We start from the raw sequence: 17680 nt of genomic DNA on the forward strand, positions 1-17680 counted from the left end.
AAAAATAAACTCGGCGCTCATAGCACCGAGTTTATTTAATAAAAGTCGCATCATACTTATCACTTTGCAACACTTGAAAGTGTAGATTTGCTAAATGTTTACGTATTTCAGCACTGTCATCTTCATTTAAATTATTTGCCAAGAAAACAATTTCTGTACAGTTTCCGCGTTTATCCATTGCATAAACTGCTTTTGTTACCGTCCATGGTGTATAACCATTCTTTTGTCCAGCATGCCTGAATGTTTTACGATATTTCTTTGCGCTCATATCTGTTTCAACGATATTCGCCCACACTTTTTCTTCCGCTTCTGTAAGACCACCTTGATGATTTGCCTTTTGAAGCAGTACCATATAATCGTTAGCGGAAGCAGCCGGCAATCTATCCGACCAAATTTTGTCGTAACGTTCCTCTAAATACAGAGGAATTTCCTTCTGTAATAATGGTCCCTTCTTTTTTAAGCGTTCATGAATAATCATAGCATATTCACGATATTGCTCTTGAGACATTTCTTTTAACTTTTTCTCTATTTTATATTTTGGAACATGTAATTCTTTATGCAAATATCCCGGAATGTATAAAGATGAAACAATCGGAAATAGCGGTTGATGTGCAGGAAGTGCTAAACTTTGTAAATTCCGATTAATATTGTCTAATCCTAATACCTCCATTAAATATTCAGTATTTGCATTAGAACTAAACTTAACCATTCCTTTTGCAACTTCTTCTAAAGAAACCGCTCCTTCAGTTATCTTTTCTTTTTTTTGCAAATAATTTTGCCATCTATCTTGTGCACCACCATCTGTACCCGGCACATAATAACGATTCACATCATTAATTGAAACGAAACTAGACGGATCGATTTTCCCCTCTGTAACTTGTTTCGTATATTCAAGCGCCACAATTAACTTCATCGTACTAGCAACTGGCAATACAACATCCGGATTTACAGAATACACGACTTTATCATTTCTTTTTATTAAAAGTGCACTATTCTTTTCATCTTTATGTTCTTCAATAAAGGATGCTATGTACTGCGCATCATCATTATTTGAACTCCACACTTTTTTCACTAAAAAGTTACCTGATATTAGCAAAACAAAAATACCCACAATCACTGCGCATACTATAGTTTTTTTCAAGTAAAATTCCTCTCCTATTGTGTAACTCTTCTCTATTTATCTCTTAAAAACAAAATAATGGAGATGATTATTTAAACAATCATCTCCATCATTTTAACTTGTATGCTACTATTATGTCTACGTCATAATTTTCACAAAATCCTCTAGAAACTTTTTATAATGTAAAGACCAGCCAATTTTAACCCAATTTTTCAACGCTTTTGCTTCAGGTTGCGGGCGAAAATCAGCGATACTTTCCCCTTTCGCAACTCCAACCGTATCTACATCAACACGACGATACACGTAATCTAAAATAGATGGATTTGCCGCTACCATCATCGTTACTACATCATGCACTGGGCTCCCTGTTATTTTAGGATTCAGATTTTTATAAGCTTTATAATAATAATTGAAAATCGGTTCTATTAATTTCTTGAAATTCGTTTTAGAATGTTTCGTAATGTATTTCACCATCTCCGGTGTAATAATCGCTTCTGATGTAACGTTAAGCGGTATTAGTGTCACATTTTTTGCATTTTGCATAACTAATTGTGATGCAATTGGGTCACCATGAAAATTGGCTTCCGCGACTGGTGTAACATTTCCGGGCATTAAAAAAGCTCCGCCCATTATATAATATTCTTTCACATACTTCATCATTGGTTTTTCTAAAATAAAGGCCGTCGCTAATGTTGTTGATCTGCCGGCATCAACAATGATTAGTTCTCCTTTATATTTTTCAATGATATCGAAAAATGCACAAAAAGGTTTAATATTGGGAGAAAAAGTTTTAGGAGGCTTAATAGGTCCTAAGCCATCTGCTCCGTGAATTTCCGGATAATATGTTACAAACTCCCCAGATAAAGGAATTTTCGCTCCATTAATAACAGGTATATCTTCCCGGCCCGCCATTTGCAATAAATACGCCGCATTACTCGTCGCCTTTTCCTGCGTTACATTCCCATATCCCGTTACTACTCCAACAATATCAATATCAGGATGCAATAATCCATACATAATTGCTAAAGAGTCATCAATTCCTGGGTCTCCTAAAAATAATATTTTTTTCATAGACCTCAACTCCATCCCATCAATTGTTATTACTTTATGAATACATGACGGAATACAGAATAAAAAAGATAAATTTTGTATAAACAAAAAACGTAGGAACTTCATATTAGAAGTTCCTACGTTTTTCTATATTTTTATGCTACTTTTTTCATCGTAACCATACTACCAATTATATAAGAGATAAATGCAAAGCAAATCGGGAAAACAACTGTATGTATACCGAATGGATTAGGGTAGCAAAGGTGAATAAACATATAGGAACCTACTCCAACTAAAATAGATGCGAGAGCTCCAGTTGCATTTCCTTTTTTCCAATATAAACCTAACACAATCGGCCAAATGAACGCTGCTTCTAAACCACCGAAAGAAAATAAATTTAACCAAATTAAAAAGTCTGGTGGCTTAATAGCGGCAGCATATACGAGTAATCCTACGATACCAGTAATCAATAGGCTACCTTTCTTTATCGTACTATCCGCGGCATCTTTATTTATGTAGTTCACATATATATCTTTAATAATTGACGAACTTACAAGTAATAATAATGAGTTTACAGTAGACATTATCGCTGCCATTGGTGCAGCTAAGAAAACTCCAGCTAACCAAGGTGGCAACACTTCCATCGCGAGTAGCGGCATTACTTTATCTGGTACCGTTATGCCTGGAAGGACTACTCTTGCAAACACACCAGTTAAATGCATACCAATCATAATTGTACCGACGACAACCGTTCCAATGATTAATGCTTGGTGCATAGCTTTTGAATTTTTATAAGACATAGCACGCACACTAATTTGCGGTAATCCAACGACACCAATCCCAATTAAAATCCAAAATGATGTGACATATGATTTCGTTAAACTTCCATCCGCTCCGAACGGTGTTATTAGATTCGGATTAATTTGAATAAGTTCCTGCATAATCTTTTCAACTCCGCCACCAGCAATGACAGTAGCAATTAAAATGATTGTTGTTCCGACTAACATAATGATTCCTAATAACGTATCTGATAAAGCGACTGCACGAAATCCACCAATTAACACATACACAAGTACAGAAAATGTAAATAAAAATAGTGCCGTTGTGTAGGAAAGTCCTGTTAGCGACTCAATTAATCGTCCGCCGCCAACCCACTGGGCTACTGTTGCTGAGAACAAAAAGATTATAATACATAACGCAGAAAGAACAACTACCGCTTTATTATTGTATCTGCCCTTTAAATAATCAATAAGCGTAATTGCTTCCCTCTTTCTAGCGATAATAGCAAACTTTTTACCAATAACTGTTAAAACGATATATCCTGTTACAACTTGAATCGCTGATAACAGCACCCATCCAAGACCCATATTGTAAGCAATACCAGGCCCGCCGATAAAGCTACTTGCACTACCGTACGTAGCAATCATCGTCATAGCTAATAATAAGCCACCAAGTTCACGCCCACCAAGAAAATATTCTTGTAAAAATTTATTATTAGCGGTTGCTTGTACACGTCTTGATGCATATACACCAATTAAAAACACAACGATAAAAGAAATTATCATTGGGATTATTACATACCAATTCATCTATCATTCCTCACTTTTTTCTTCCTCATCGAGTGAAATATCTTGAAATAAAAAACGAACAACTAAAATAAGCAAAATAACCATTACGATAAATCCAACGATACAGCTATAAAAAAACCATGCTGGAAAACCTAATACATATGTATATTCACTCGGATCCTTACTTCCAAGCCCATAAGCAAATCCATACCATATTATAAAATTAATAATAGCTAATCCAAGACCAATTAACGCTTCTCTATGGGCAACTCGAAAGCGCGGATCATCATGATAATTCTTCATTTTCCCCCTCCTCTCACGATGTATAATTGTACCACTGTTTTTCTAGTTTTTCCTACTAGAAAACAAAAACGCGCAGGATTTTTTGTAATTATATAGAATACAATGTTTCATTACATATTTTTTACAATTGTAACGAAAATGAAATTTGAATTTTCAGCATTTTTTATTTATGATTTTAAGTAGAGGCTTTTCATCTAGTTCCCACATCCTTGATTTCGGAATAAACGCCGTCTCGTACTGCGTTTAAATTATATTTTCAAGGGGGTTATACAATGAGTCAACTAGCTGTAAATCTTCATGAAAAGGTAGAGAAATTTCTTCAAGGCACAAAGAAACTATATGTGAACGGAGCGTTCATTGAAAGCGCTTCCGGAAAAACATTTAAAACTCCTAACCCAGCAACTGGTGAAACACTCGCTATCGTTGCTGAAGCTGGTCGCGAAGACATTCATAAAGCTGTGGTAGCTGCTCGAATGGCTTTCGATGAAGGTCCTTGGTCACGCATGAGCACTGCTGAACGCAGCCGTCTTATGTACAAGCTCGCTGATTTAATGGAAGAGCATAAAGAAGAGCTCGCACAGCTCGAAACGTTAGATAACGGAAAGCCAATCCGTGAAACAATGGCGGCAGACATACCACTTGCAATTGAGCATATGCGCTATTATGCTGGCTGGGCGACGAAAATTGTTGGTCAAACAATTCCTGTTTCCGGTGATTACTTTAACTATACACGCCATGAGGCTGTTGGTGTCGTCGGTCAAATTATCCCTTGGAACTTCCCACTTCTTATGGCAATGTGGAAAATGGGAGCTGCGCTTGCTACAGGATGTACAATCATTTTAAAACCTGCAGAACAAACTCCACTATCCGCTCTATACTTAGCTGAATTAATTGAAGAAGCTGGATTCCCGAAAGGTGTTATTAATATCGTTCCTGGATTCGGTGAATCAGCTGGACAAGCACTTGTTAATCATCCACTCGTTGATAAAATTGCATTTACTGGTTCTACTCCAGTCGGTAAACAAATTATGCGACAAGCATCTGAATCATTGAAACGTGTTACTTTAGAGCTTGGCGGTAAATCACCAAACATTATTTTACCAGACGCTGACTTATCTCGAGCGATTCCAGCTGCGCTTTCTGGTGTTATGTTTAACCAAGGACAAGTGTGCTGTGCTGGGTCACGCTTATTTATTCCGAAGAAAATGTACGATAATGTCATGGCTGATCTCGTTCTATATTCAAAAAAATTAAATCAAGGCGCTGGTCTAAATCCTGAAACTACAATCGGACCTCTTGTTTCTGAAGAACAACAAAAACGTGTAATGGGTTATATTGAAAAAGGAATTGCAGAAGGTGCTGAAGTACTTTGCGGAGGAAACAAACCATTCGATCAAGGTTACTTCGTTTCTCCTACAGTATTCGCTGATGTAAATGATGAGATGACAATCGCTAAAGAAGAAATTTTCGGTCCAGTTATTTCTGCAATACCTTTTAACGATATTGATGAAGTAATTGAACGTGCAAATAAATCACAATTCGGCTTAGCGGCTGGTGTGTGGACAGAAAATGTTAAAACAGCACACTATGTTGCAAGTAAAGTACGTGCTGGTACTGTATGGGTAAACTGTTATAACGTCTTTGATGCAGCATCTCCATTTGGAGGATTTAAACAATCTGGCCTTGGCCGCGAAATGGGATCTTACGCGCTGAACAACTATACAGAAGTGAAGAGCGTTTGGATTAACTTAAATTAACGAGAAAGAACCTGACCTACTCGGTCAGGTTCTTTTCATTATGTATTCATTTACACTTGCAACCCACCGCTCACATTTAATACCTCTCCTGTAATGTAAGACGCATACTCTGATGCTAAAAAGGCAGCTGCGTTTGCAATATCTTCCGGCGTTCCAATTCTTCCAACTGGAATCGCTCCAACCATTTTCTCTTTTACTTTATCCGGTATTGTTTTTGTCATATCAGTATCCATAAACCCTGGACAAATCGCATTACACGTAATACCAAAACTTCCAACCTCTTTCGCTGCTGTTTTTGTTAAGCCTACAACCCCTGCTTTTGTAGCCGCATAATTTGCTTGTCCAATGTTTCCTTCCCTACTAATAGAAGAAATATTAATAATCCGTCCATACTGTTGTTGTCTCATATAAAGAAGTGCTGGCTGCATACAATAAAAAACGCCAGTTAAGTTCACTTGTAATACTTGTTCCCAAGCAGACTTCTCCATCTTATGTAACATTGCATCTTTTGTAATCCCAGCGTTATTCACTAAAATATGTAATGTACCAAATTTTTGCACCGCATATTCAATTAACGACTTCGCTTCATTTTGATTACTCACATCACATCGATATAAACTCACATCATACCCTTCATCTGATAATTCACGTGTCGTTTCTTGTAGCTTCTCTTCATTTACATCACTAATTAATACTTTGGCCCCTAGTTTTGCAAAAACTCGTGCGATTTCTTTTCCAATCCCCTGTGCAGCACCCGTTACAACAGCTGTTTTTCCATTCAACAATTCCATCTCTATCCCCCATTTCTATTAGTTATATTGTATATTTCGGCTCTATGCTTTCCAAATCCTCTTTGTATAAAAAAGTCTATTTGTGTCAAACTAACTTTGCAACGCCGCATAAAACACAAGGAGATTGTGTCGAATGAAAAAAAAGAATGTAAATCGAAACAAAGCTGCCGATGGTATTGATGTTGAGTTCGCTCGCGAACTCGCTGACCACAATGACTTAGAAGCAAACGCACGTGCAAATGCCGCTGATGCACGTCAAAAACGCCAATCAACAGAAAAATAAGGAACTACAACGTTCCTTATTCTTTTCAACAGGGACCTACTACCCATCAAAATAAACCGAGAGTATCTCTCGGTTTATTTTCTATATTTCTTTACGTAGTGCGCTAAAGCAAGTAACGGATATATATGCCCATAACTATGATAGCGAATATAAAAGCCCCCCGGTAACCCTGTACCAGTAGGATATTTTTCATTCATAGTAGACTGCGCGAGCAAATATGTAATTCCTTTTCGAATAATCGGTGTTTCTTGATCGTAGTAAGAAATGAGTGCATCAAGTGCCCACGCTGTTTGTGACGGCGTACTAAAAGGTAAAGAAATAAATTTTTTCTCTACACTACTTTGACAGGATTCTCCCCACCCTCCGTCTTCATGCTGCAAATGTTCGAGCCATGAAGCTGCTTTTTTCAACGATGGATGAGTAGAAGGCACTCCTAATGCACGTAAGCCTGTCATCGTTGCCCATGTCCCATATATATAACATATCCCCCATTTTCCATACCATGATCCATTCTGTTCCTGTACATCCATTAACCATTTGATAGCTTTCTTTTTTTGCTCTTCAAGCAACTCATTCGGTGCATACGTTCCGAATAATTCTAACACCCTACCTGTAATATCTGGTGTGGACGGATCGGTTATCATATCACTCGCATTTTCAATCGGCAAATTCGATAGTAACTTGCTCGTTACCCCTCGTTCAAAAGCTCCCCAGCCTCCATCATTGTTTTGCAATCCTTTTACCCATTCCACACCTCTTCCCCACGCATCATCTACTCTATCACTCCCTCTACTTCGCGCTAACGCTCTAAGGGCAGCTGTAGTATCGTCTATATCAGGGATCGTCGTATTAACATCTGAAAATCCCCAACCGCCAGCTACAAGTGATGATGCATGTACGCTCCAATCTACCTTTTTAGTTTGTTGTTTTTGCAATAAATACTCCGTCGCCCTTTGAATCATCTTATTTTCATTTGTAACTTTAGCTTCTTGCAATGAATAGCTAAGTAAAGCGGTATCCCATACGGTAGAAGGAGAATTTTGCAAATGACTTCCTCTGTCCATCTTCCATATATAAGATTTTAATCCTGTCACAGCTTTCTCAATAATTGGAGACTGAATAGAGTGCCCTAATGCAAGCAAAGCATAAATCATATAAAACGTAGCACTGGCGTAACTATATAATGTTCCATTTTCATCTATACGCTCCTTCATAAAGCGCTCTACTTCTTCGTATCCTTTATGATGTAACGATAATGGATACGATATTACCTTTTTCACATCACCTAAAAACGATTGAAACAGCGGAGACCGCTCCTCTCGAAACCATTGCCCACCCCCGCCTGCAATATGATTTAAATTTGGCAATAACTTTTTCTCTACACGGAATCTCTTATTCATACAAATCATCATCGGAATTAAATGTATACGCGCTGAGCTGCTTAGCCCAAATATACTGAGGGGGGAGTCATCTTGTAAAAATAAGATTGGCGTTGGAAAGTGAAAAAGCGCAGGAAATTCATATTCTCCATGAATCGCTAATAAAAATTTCGTCATAAAATGAGCACGAGAAACTCCCCCGTGTTCCTTAATAAACATTTCAGCTCGCCTCATATTCATATCTTCTTTCGAATATTTTTCCGAAGCAAGTAAAGCAGCATATGCTTGAATCGTCGCGGATAAATTCCCTCCCTTTTCATCTTCATATAATTTCCAAGTCCCTTCATTTGTTTGAAGAGATACTAACCTTTTCACAAACGGTTCTATTTCGTCATTTCGCCCTAATAATTTGAGTAAAAAAATCATATGACAATCCGTTAGCAAAGCTCCTTCAAAACAAAATTGCCACGTTCCGTCTTGCCTTTGCATCGTTTGAAGTACAGTCGTTCTCCGCTCTATCTCCTCATGCACTTTGTCATATAGTAGCACACCGCTCACCCACCCTTTCTAAGTCCGTATACGATATTCGAAAACTCATCTAAATATGTATGAAAACAAAGAAAAGCAGAACGTGCATTACACACATTCTGCTTACAAACAATACCCAACCCCGACAACAATTCCTAATAGTGCACCAACAACAACTTGATACGGTGTATGTCCAACGAGCTCATTTAACTTTTTATATTCTGTTTGTCTACCATGAAAAAAATCATTCAATATTTTCGCTTGCTTACTTACCGCAAGCCTTACTCCTGAAGCATCGTACATAACAATAATGGCAAAAATAGCGGCAACCGCAAATATTGGACTCTCCACACCTTCCACCACTCCGACACCTGTAGCAAGTGCAGTAACAGTCGAAGCATGCGAACTTGGCATTCCACCTGAAGCAAAGAACTTAGCAAAATCAAACTCGCCTGTTTTTATTAATTTAAAAACGACTTTCGTTAACTGTGCTAAAAACCAAGAAATTATAGCTGCTATAAGTGGATCATTATGTAAAATTGTTTCCATGTTTTTCAGCTCCTCACTGACTATAATGGAATTTCTATATAATATAAGTATAAAGAAAAATGCGTAGAAAATACTACGCATTATGATACTTTTGCTGATTTATTTTTAATAAATTTTGGTTGCTTCTGTAGTAGAAACTTTGTTTTCGCCATTGAAAAGACAAATAAAGCAATCCATATACAGAAAAACGCAATCATATGAGTAGATGTGAAATGTTCACCAAAAACGAACACACCTAAAATTAAACTAATAGTCGGCGCGATGTATTGTAAAAATCCTATCATATAGAGCGGAATAAGTTGTGCTCCTTTAGCAAAATAAAAGAGTGGTAACGCTGTAACAATACCTGCCCCTATTAAAAGAAACGTTGATATTGCCGAAATAGAACCGAACGAACCAAAGCCATGAACTCCTGTCATAAACAAATATATAAGTGCAAATGGCGTCACTAACATCGTTTCCATCGTAAGCCCAATTGTTGCATCATAATTTAATAATTTTTTCGTTAATCCATATAATCCAAATGAAAAAGCAAGTGAAAGAGAAACCCATGGAATTGATCCGAAACGTATCGTTAAAATAACAACGCCCAATCCAGCTAAACCAACCGCAACATATTGCCAAAAATTAAGCTTCTCTTTTAAAACAACTGTACCAAGTAAAATACTTATAAGTGGATTAATATAATACCCAAGACTTGCTTCGATTACATGGTTATGATTTACGGCCCATATGTATACAAACCAGTTTCCACTAATAAGTACCGAAGCAATTGTTAATGACATTAATAATTTAGGTCGTTTAAAAAGGGCCACTAACTCCCCACCAAACTGACGAAACCTCTTCGTTACTCCTAAAACTAACAACATAAAAACAAATGCCCAAACGATGCGATGCGCTAATATTTCATCTGCCGGTACTTCCTCCACCCATTTCCAATAAATCGGAAGGACTCCCCACATCGTATACGCACCTGCTGCATATATAATCCCCTGCTTTTGCTCTGCTGTTTGACTCCCCATCTTCCTTTTTCTCCTCTTCTCTTTTTTTCTTCATTATAAAGTCTCACATGCTTACTTTACCAATATTCAATCTGCATTTCTTTCGACATTCCTCTTGCAAATCCTTTATATGTATAAAAACACTCCTACTGTTATAATAACGAGCACTGGAATACCGAAGACAAATTTACTTTTATGTGTCTTATGATGAAACATATACATACCAATCCAAGCTCCAACCGCTCCTCCAGCTGCAGCTGATAAAAACAACGTACTTTCTGGCGTTCTCCACTGCTTTTTCTTTGCTTTTCGCTTATCAAGCCCCATCATACTAAATGCTATAACGTTAATAATAATAAAGTATATCCATTTCATCTTATTCTCTCCCTTAAAAAATTCGCTTTATTGTAACACGAAAAAACCACGCAGGCGAGTAGCCTGCATGGTTTTATAATTCAGTCTCTTGATTTTCTTGTTCTTTCTGTTCTTCCATTTGTTGTTCAGCGATTTCCGCTGAAATCATTCCATAATAAATTTCTGGATATAATCCAAATATTTGATATACACTACCTAAAAACGGCATCGGAATCCCTCATTTCTAAAGTTGTATTGTCATTCTTAAGGATTCCCTTTTCACTCATTATACATTCGTTTTTGGCACTTCTTCTTCATCGGGAACATGTAATATATTTTGCCATTTTTTATAAGGCGCACTATTTGGATCCACATACCCTTTCGCATACGAACGATCCCACAATTGTTTCATAAACATCTCTTTCTCTTTCTTCGCAACCATATCTGCACCTGTTCCGTAATAGTTTTGGAAATACAGCTCAATTTCATCAAGGAATAACCTTAACAAATCGTCAGATGTTTCTTCTAACGTCGGGTCATATTTTGCCTCACGGTCATACATTAAAATCATATCTAAAATATTATGAACATGCTCTTTACGGAGCCATCTTATATCTTGAGCGCCTAATACAAATGCATGTGTATATAAATGTCCACCTTGTATCATTGCCTTTTCTTGTTCTTCTTCAAATCGTGACAAGATGTTTTCATAAATAAACGGATTATGAAGCAATGCTCTGTGCAACTTATAACTTTCACTTGAAATATTTTTCCCCATCGACTGGATTAAAAAGCTACGGCCAACACCGTTATATTGATACACGAATTGTCCATCAACAGCAACTAAGCTAATCCAGCGATACATATACGCGTACAGAAGAGCACGATTACATTTATCGTAATCTAACTTCGTTTGCGTTGCATTCAAGTCTGGCATAAAGGCTGGTAAGTGCCAATATTTATCTAGATGCGGCGTCAAACTAGATTTTTTACTATTTAATTTGTTCACGCGGCGATAATACGATTGAAAATAATCACCTTTATCGTTCATAAATCCATTTGCAATATGCCCAGATGAAAGCTTAGGAAAATCTTGTAGCGATAATCCGTAATGAGCACGATAACAAATCACTTCAAATGGTGAAAACGCCTCGTTTACCGTATCTTTTTCTTTAAACATTTCTTGCAATAACTCTTCTTGCAATTCTTGTTTTAAAGATGGATGTACGCCCCAATATTGTAATTCTCTATGATGAGAAACTTTCGGAACGAACGGACTTGCTAAATGGAAAAGATCTTCAATTTTTTCACGAACGTATTCATCACGATCACGCTTCTTGAAATCTGCTTCTTTTCGCAATGCTTCAACGATATTAAGCTCTAATTTGTCACGATAGCGCACTTGAAGTTCGTCATAACAATAACTCAATATATGTTCACGATAGAAGTCTTCCACCTTTTTCGACTGAATTTCTTCGGCTTTCGCATCACGACAATATTCCCCGTACAAGCTCATATAAATTTCGGACGATATATCTTTCGGTAATACACCTAAATTTAAATGTTGCTGCATATCTTGCCAAATCTTTTCTTGCAATTTCTCTTCAGCTAATACGTATACATTCGTCGGGTTCGTTTTCCCCTCAAATTCCTTGCTTCGCTTTTGGATTTCAAACAATAAATTTTCACGTGTTTCGTATAAATTATCAAAGAATCTTTCCCAATATTGAATCATTTTATCAACTGCTTGGTATAGCGATTGATACACGAGTTCTAACAACATTTCTTTACGATACTCACTTAATTTGTGTACGTACTGCGTTACAATATCTTCAAATTCTTTTTTAAACAAACGCTGCTGATTATTAATCATTTTTCCAAACCAGCCTTGTTGCTGCGCAATTTCAACGCGGCGAACAGCCGTTACAGTTCCATCAATATTACTCACATTAAATTTCTTATCGTAGTTTTGAATTAAATTACGCTTTTGTTCATTATTTTCATGTAGTCGATTCATCTTCTCTACTAACTGCTTACGAATTTCATACAGCATAAAACGTGCTGCAACTGGATGAACTGGATCCGTTTTCTTTAAAAACCATGTATTTAATTGGTAAGACTGTCCTTCTGAGCCACTCGGTGTAAAGCGGTCTGATTCGATCATGTCATATAAAAGGGTAGTAACATGCTCATGTACACGGCTCGGAATGGCATAAGCATATAAACGAACCGCATGATCAACTCTCGCTACTTCCCCCTTCATTTGTTCCATCATTTTAAGCTTCGCAGCCGATATTTTGCACTCATGCTGCAGGCGGTTTAATTCCTCATCTTTTTGCACTGTACGGTGTACGTAACTCTCTACAGCATCTAAAAACAATTTTGATTTTGCAACACCGAGCTTACCACCCTCTGCCCCTTCACGTGTTTCATGGTACATTTGTCTATAAAAAATATGAGCTTGTTCTGGCCGAGTAGCAAGATGCTCTAAGTCTTCTAAATAACTTTTCCCGCGCTCTGGCTTTTCACGCTGCATACCACGTTTGACATCTTGGTCGTATCTTTGCTTTTTTTCTTGAAACAGTTGATCTAAATGAAGCCAAGATTCATCTAAACCTTGCACCGCCCATTTTAAAGCACAGTATTTCAAAACGTGCTCATACGGATAAATAAGTTTTGCCGTTCCTGCTCCGCAATATCTCCCTTTCCCACTCGATTCTGCCAATTGCTGAATTTGATTATCTTCTTGCGCAAAATGATTTGCAGACATTGGACTAAATAACTGTAAATAAATCGTATTTGCCATTTGCTCCATATAATCCGATAAATTGTGCAAATGGTGCCCATGTAAATTTTCATAATCATATAAGAAACAATAATTGTACGGTAAATGATGCTGCTTTATCGTATGGTTTGTTCTTCCGTCCTCATCCACTTGATCAGGACGATATTCTAATTCAATCGTTACGCCGCCTCGTTTTGATAATTCACCAGTCGATCCAAGCGTAATAGCGTGCAACTCTTTTAACGATGCATAACCATTCGCTTGCACAGTTTCAAACTCTTTCGCACTAACCGTTCTCGTCTTAACTAAAACATCTGGCATTAAAAACGCACCGCGAATTAAAATGTTATGATGCTGCAATTTCTTCCGGAGCATCTCACGCAAATATAATGCGATTTGTAAAAACATCCCTGAGCCTGTTCCGCCGGCTAGTGATGTTACAATAATGACACGTACACCATATTCCGTCTGATCACTTGTAACTGGAAAAATCTTCTCGATTTCTTGCCAAAACGATGTGAGTTTATCTTCTTTCATCGCAGCACGTAACGCTAACCGTGAAATGACGCGTAACTGTCCAGCCCCTTCTGTTAACGGTTTATCAAGTATAGTCGGGTCCATCGGAAACCACTCTGGAATCGTTGGATCTCCCGCAATATACTCTCTCGGTGTTTTACTCGAGCTCGTTTGCGTCTTAAACTTCCGAATATGATCAAATTTACTCAATGTATTCACATCTGTATCAAATACATGCATCGCTACCTTTTTACGACGCTCCTCAGGTAATCTTTCATATATTTGATGTGTGACAGTACTACCGATTCCACCTAAGCCAATTAAAATTGTTGGAACTTGTAATGTCATGTGAACCACCTTCCTATTCTTGCTTGTTTGAAAAGAAGAATAAAGAGAGCCGGGCCTCCTCCGCCCCTCTTACACCCTATCTACTATTCACATTCGTACCGGTAAATCTCCTTACCATATCCTCTATCAATTACTAAAAGTTCATTTGGATACAACGTCTTATGCTCCATTCCTACCTCTTCCTCTGTTATAAACATCCCATCAATAATCATCCCAACCACTTGCGATTCTTTCGCTACAAATATAGATTTCGATCCTTTTTTCGCTATTAATGTTACAGATTGCACAGTCTTTCTTTCTGCTCGGAATGGAATGCCAAAATAGTGCTTCCACCATTTATTTTTAAGTAACTCTGGTTCAGATTGATAAAGCCAATCTTTCGCTACTTCTTGATCCCATTCGTAATATAGTAATGCTTTCCTATGAAATCTCGGACGAACAATCCATCCTAAAATAATAATTCCTACTATTAAAAGTAATAAAGTGATAGGAATTACAAATTTAAAAATGAGCGCATACTTCTCAAAAAACGGCGCATTTTCAATGTGCAGTACGATCTTTTCCTTTACTTCTTGTAATGTTGAATCATTGATCGTGATGGTAGCCTCTACGGTGCCGGTATCTGTAAAATTGAATGTGTCGGAGTAATAAGGTCGAGGATAAACATAAACTTGACTACCATGCTGTTTTAATTCATAGTTGATCGATTGATTCGATGTGACACCAGTAGATTTTAATAGTTTCTTTACAGCCTCTTCTGTCATCGGTTTACCATTTAACTGGGGCTGTAAAATAAATGGTTTACTATTTTCTAAATTTGTTACCTTTTCTTCATAATCTTTCGTAACAGCTTGAAGTGTTAATTTTGGTTTTTCAGCTGGTTCAATCTTGAATTCTTTCGTCTGTCTATAAAATCCCTTTATATTCATATGGACTTTCCCACGTACTAACGCTTTACCAACCTGTGTCTCGTAATAAAACACATGTCTTTTATCATCCCACTTCATCGGATACTGCTTTCCATCTATTTCTACTTCTGCTTCGAAATAAGAAGTTTGAATTGGTAATTCAGTAGGTTTCGCTTCAATAACAGCTGTCACACCTTCATACATTTTCTCAACATTTTTTCTATCTTTATCATCTTTGTCGTACGTAGAAACAGTATAATTAAGCGCTGGTTCAACAAGTACTTGTAATCCCTCTTTCTCAATGTCCTGATCCACTTCTATCGTATATGTCCCTGGCTTAATCACTTCCTGGTTCGCTGTACTTACATGCACTATATTTCCGAATAATTTAGCTTCTCCTGGTGCATGTATAGAAAAAGAAGACTGCAATTGTAACGGTTTGGAAAGTTGCATAACTTTATAATTAGACAAAGAAGGTGATTGTCGTACAAGCGTCATACGCTTTAATGGAAACGGTGTTGTAATCTCTACTTTTTTCCCTACTATTTTCGTTTTGACAATCGACTCAACAGAAGAAAATGGATCACGATTTGCAACTAATGCTGCCACTTGATTCACACTTTGTACAATACCATCCTCACCGCTAGACGGCATGACAACTCCATTCATTTCTTTTTTCCAAATCTCTTTAAACGTATTTAACTGCAGCTTCTCTTGCTGCCCTAAATCCTCTTCCATCGTGATTAAGACTGGGTGTAAAGAGATCTTTTTAGAATCCATCTCTTTCTTAAACTGTGCTAACTTCTGTGTAATTTGTTCTTTTCCGCCAATCTTATCTTTCTCCAAGTCATTAAATGCCCCGTCAGTTAATACAATAAGCCAAAATTCACGTTTCCCATCTATATCTGCTTCCTTTTTTATAGATTGCATCGCCGTTTCTACTGCGCTAAATGGAGTATTTAAATATGTTTTCCACGCCCCAATCCCCTCAATTTCTGTTTGCCTTTGATCCTTTGTTAATGAAATGTTTAATGGAGCATCCGGCTTACTCATTGGAACGTAAGAAAATTTATCTTTCTCATCTAATAGCGCAACTAAACTTTGCAAGGCGTAATTGGCATACTTCCAGCGATCGTTATTTCTCATGCTACCCGAATCATCATATACAAGTGAAACGACCCTTTCCTTTGCCTCCTCTCCTTTTGCAAAAACTGAAAAAGGTAAACATATAAATAGAAACAGCATGAACGTGGCACAAATTCGAATTTTCATGATGAGGCTTCGCCACCTTTGTAGACAAATTCCTATGTTTAAATTTATGAGAGGAAACAAGATATATGACTTGTATTTTAGGACAACGAACGCACCATAACTTTATTATGTAAATAGATATATAACTTGGTAATATTCCTTCTAGCATTTTCTATCCAATTATATAGGTAAAAAAGCCTGTTTAAGCTCCACCCTTAAAACAGACTTTTCCTACTTTTAAAATTAAAAACTCTTAACAAAAAGTTTGATTTTAAATTAGCACATCACTTCAATTGTATATCCTCCAGGTGCTTCAACATAAAACGTATACGCATGTGCATGTTTAGGAGGTTCGACTGGAAATCCGTCTTCCTTCAATCTTTGATTAATTTTATTAACTTGTTCTTCATTTTCTTGTGGAAATCCTACATGAAATGTTTTCGGATATCGCACCTCCTTCCCCTTCATTAAAGTTAATATAAACCCATCATTATCACGCATAACTGCGAAGCCATTCCCTCTTGCTCCACCACAAGTTAAACCAAAATACCTTTCTAAAAATTCTCTAGCAGCTGTTACATCTGTAACTGTTAAATTAAGATGATTAATTTTCAATTCACTCACCTTCTTTCTTAATTTTCTAATATTTTATCATATAAAGTGAAACTTTAATCAGTGGGGGTTCTGTTCATCCCCCACTGATTATTAGCCCTCACCAATCGGGCGTTTACGGGCAGCAGGGCTCCCAGCTACCTTCTTTGCTCCAGTCGAATTTTGAGGTGGGAATTTTACTGCCCAGCAAATAGCGGGATAAATAAAAAACACGCCTTTCACAGCGTGTTTCATTGCTTCACATATACCTCAACAATTGGATTATCTTTATTATCTGCATGTAAACGTATATTCTCTTCACCCGTATTATAAATGCTAGATACCAGCATAACTGTTAACAAATTAGGTATTTTCGCATCACTCCCATATTTTCGTTCAAGAGCTTCTGTATACTCGAAATCCAAATCACCCTGCACATATGTATACACTTCAAAACCATCTTCCAAATTACAAACTACTGTATCTATAATATCCGCTCCTACTTGCTTCTTCATTTCACCTCGCAATGCTTCAATAAATTCTTCCCAAGGAACTTCGTACGTCTGAAATTGATCTGTAGATTTCATTTCATTTCCTC

At 37.2% G+C, this 17680-nt stretch carries 16 protein-coding genes; 2 read left to right on the top strand and 14 right to left on the bottom strand.

Translation table 11 applies throughout. The features are described from left to right. Positions 1 to 31 precede the first annotated feature (31 nt). The 4 genes from MKY70_RS18325 to MKY70_RS18340 form a co-directional block, all read right to left on the bottom strand. Positions 32 to 1141: a serine hydrolase gene (locus MKY70_RS18325; protein WP_002128464.1), complete on the bottom strand. Its 1110-nt coding sequence runs from the start codon at positions 1139 to 1141 to the stop codon at positions 32 to 34. A 117-nt stretch (positions 1142 to 1258) separates the two neighbouring features. Then, positions 1259 to 2191, bottom strand: a complete 933-nt coding sequence (locus MKY70_RS18330) for a nucleoside hydrolase (RefSeq protein WP_044439956.1) — start codon at positions 2189 to 2191, stop codon at positions 1259 to 1261. 134 nt (positions 2192 to 2325) lie between these two features. After that, entirely contained in the window at positions 2326 to 3759 is a 1434-nt protein-coding gene (gene panF / locus MKY70_RS18335; RefSeq protein WP_341074546.1) for a sodium/pantothenate symporter, read from the bottom strand. Between the two features lie 3 nt (positions 3760 to 3762). Next, complete coding sequence (locus MKY70_RS18340) at positions 3763 to 4041, bottom strand: YhdT family protein (protein WP_002014357.1); 279 nt, start codon at positions 4039 to 4041, stop codon at positions 3763 to 3765. Positions 4042 to 4313: 272 nt separating this feature from the next. Here MKY70_RS18340 and dhaS point away from each other — a divergent pair, with 272 nt between their 5' ends. Then, positions 4314 to 5798, top strand: a complete 1485-nt coding sequence (dhaS, locus tag MKY70_RS18345; protein ID WP_341025468.1) for an aldehyde dehydrogenase DhaS — start codon at positions 4314 to 4316, stop codon at positions 5796 to 5798. Positions 5799 to 5848: 50 nt separating this feature from the next. Here the strand turns inward: dhaS and fabG are convergent, their stop codons facing one another. After that, a complete protein-coding gene (fabG, locus tag MKY70_RS18350; RefSeq protein ID WP_002014354.1) occupies positions 5849 to 6589 on the bottom strand; it encodes a 3-oxoacyl-ACP reductase FabG in 741 nt (246 codons plus the stop codon). Between the two features lie 133 nt (positions 6590 to 6722). Here fabG and MKY70_RS18355 point away from each other — a divergent pair, with 133 nt between their 5' ends. Further along, entirely contained in the window at positions 6723 to 6872 is a 150-nt protein-coding gene (locus MKY70_RS18355) for a YfhD family protein (protein ID WP_002066466.1), read from the top strand. 74 nt (positions 6873 to 6946) lie between these two features. On the opposite strand, the gene MKY70_RS18360 is transcribed toward MKY70_RS18355, so the two are convergent. The 9 genes from MKY70_RS18360 to MKY70_RS18400 all read right to left on the bottom strand — a co-directional run bounded on the left by MKY70_RS18360 (position 6947) and on the right by MKY70_RS18400 (position 17669). Then, complete coding sequence (locus MKY70_RS18360; protein WP_341025469.1) at positions 6947 to 8800, bottom strand: terpene cyclase/mutase family protein; 1854 nt, start codon at positions 8798 to 8800, stop codon at positions 6947 to 6949. A gap of 102 nt (positions 8801 to 8902) precedes the next feature. Next, the gene (locus tag MKY70_RS18365; protein WP_000447809.1) at positions 8903 to 9328 is read right to left on the bottom strand and encodes a divergent PAP2 family protein; all 426 of its coding nucleotides are present in this window, start codon (positions 9326 to 9328) and stop codon (positions 8903 to 8905) included. 80 nt (positions 9329 to 9408) lie between these two features. Beyond that, positions 9409 to 10350, bottom strand: coding sequence for an EamA family transporter RarD (gene rarD, locus MKY70_RS18370; protein WP_002014350.1), 942 nt, complete (start codon positions 10348 to 10350; stop codon positions 9409 to 9411). 105 nt (positions 10351 to 10455) lie between these two features. Continuing rightward, on the bottom strand, positions 10456 to 10704 hold the full coding sequence (locus MKY70_RS18375) for a DUF1294 domain-containing protein (protein ID WP_000871335.1): 249 nt from the start codon (positions 10702 to 10704) through the stop codon (positions 10456 to 10458). A gap of 73 nt (positions 10705 to 10777) precedes the next feature. Further along, positions 10778 to 10912 (bottom strand): hypothetical protein, encoded by a 135-nt coding sequence (locus MKY70_RS18380; RefSeq protein ID WP_002014348.1) that lies wholly within the window; start codon positions 10910 to 10912, stop codon positions 10778 to 10780. A 57-nt stretch (positions 10913 to 10969) separates the two neighbouring features. Further along, a complete protein-coding gene (locus MKY70_RS18385) occupies positions 10970 to 14332 on the bottom strand; it encodes a tubulin-like doman-containing protein (RefSeq protein WP_002087746.1) in 3363 nt (1120 codons plus the stop codon). Positions 14333 to 14415: 83 nt separating this feature from the next. Further along, complete coding sequence (locus tag MKY70_RS18390; protein ID WP_002128472.1) at positions 14416 to 16512, bottom strand: vWA domain-containing protein; 2097 nt, start codon at positions 16510 to 16512, stop codon at positions 14416 to 14418. A gap of 255 nt (positions 16513 to 16767) precedes the next feature. Further along, entirely contained in the window at positions 16768 to 17106 is a 339-nt protein-coding gene (locus MKY70_RS18395; protein ID WP_131245328.1) for a VOC family protein, read from the bottom strand. A 227-nt stretch (positions 17107 to 17333) separates the two neighbouring features. After that, positions 17334 to 17669 carry a hypothetical protein gene (locus tag MKY70_RS18400; protein WP_131245327.1) on the bottom strand — a complete coding sequence of 112 codons (336 nt, stop codon included), beginning with the start codon at positions 17667 to 17669 and terminating at the stop codon, positions 17334 to 17336. Between the last annotated feature and the right edge of the window lie 11 nt (positions 17670 to 17680).

This window comes from Bacillus sp. FSL R9-9492 (assembly GCF_038007365.1).
GTDB lineage: Bacteria > Bacillota > Bacilli > Bacillales > Bacillaceae_G > Bacillus_A > Bacillus_A mycoides.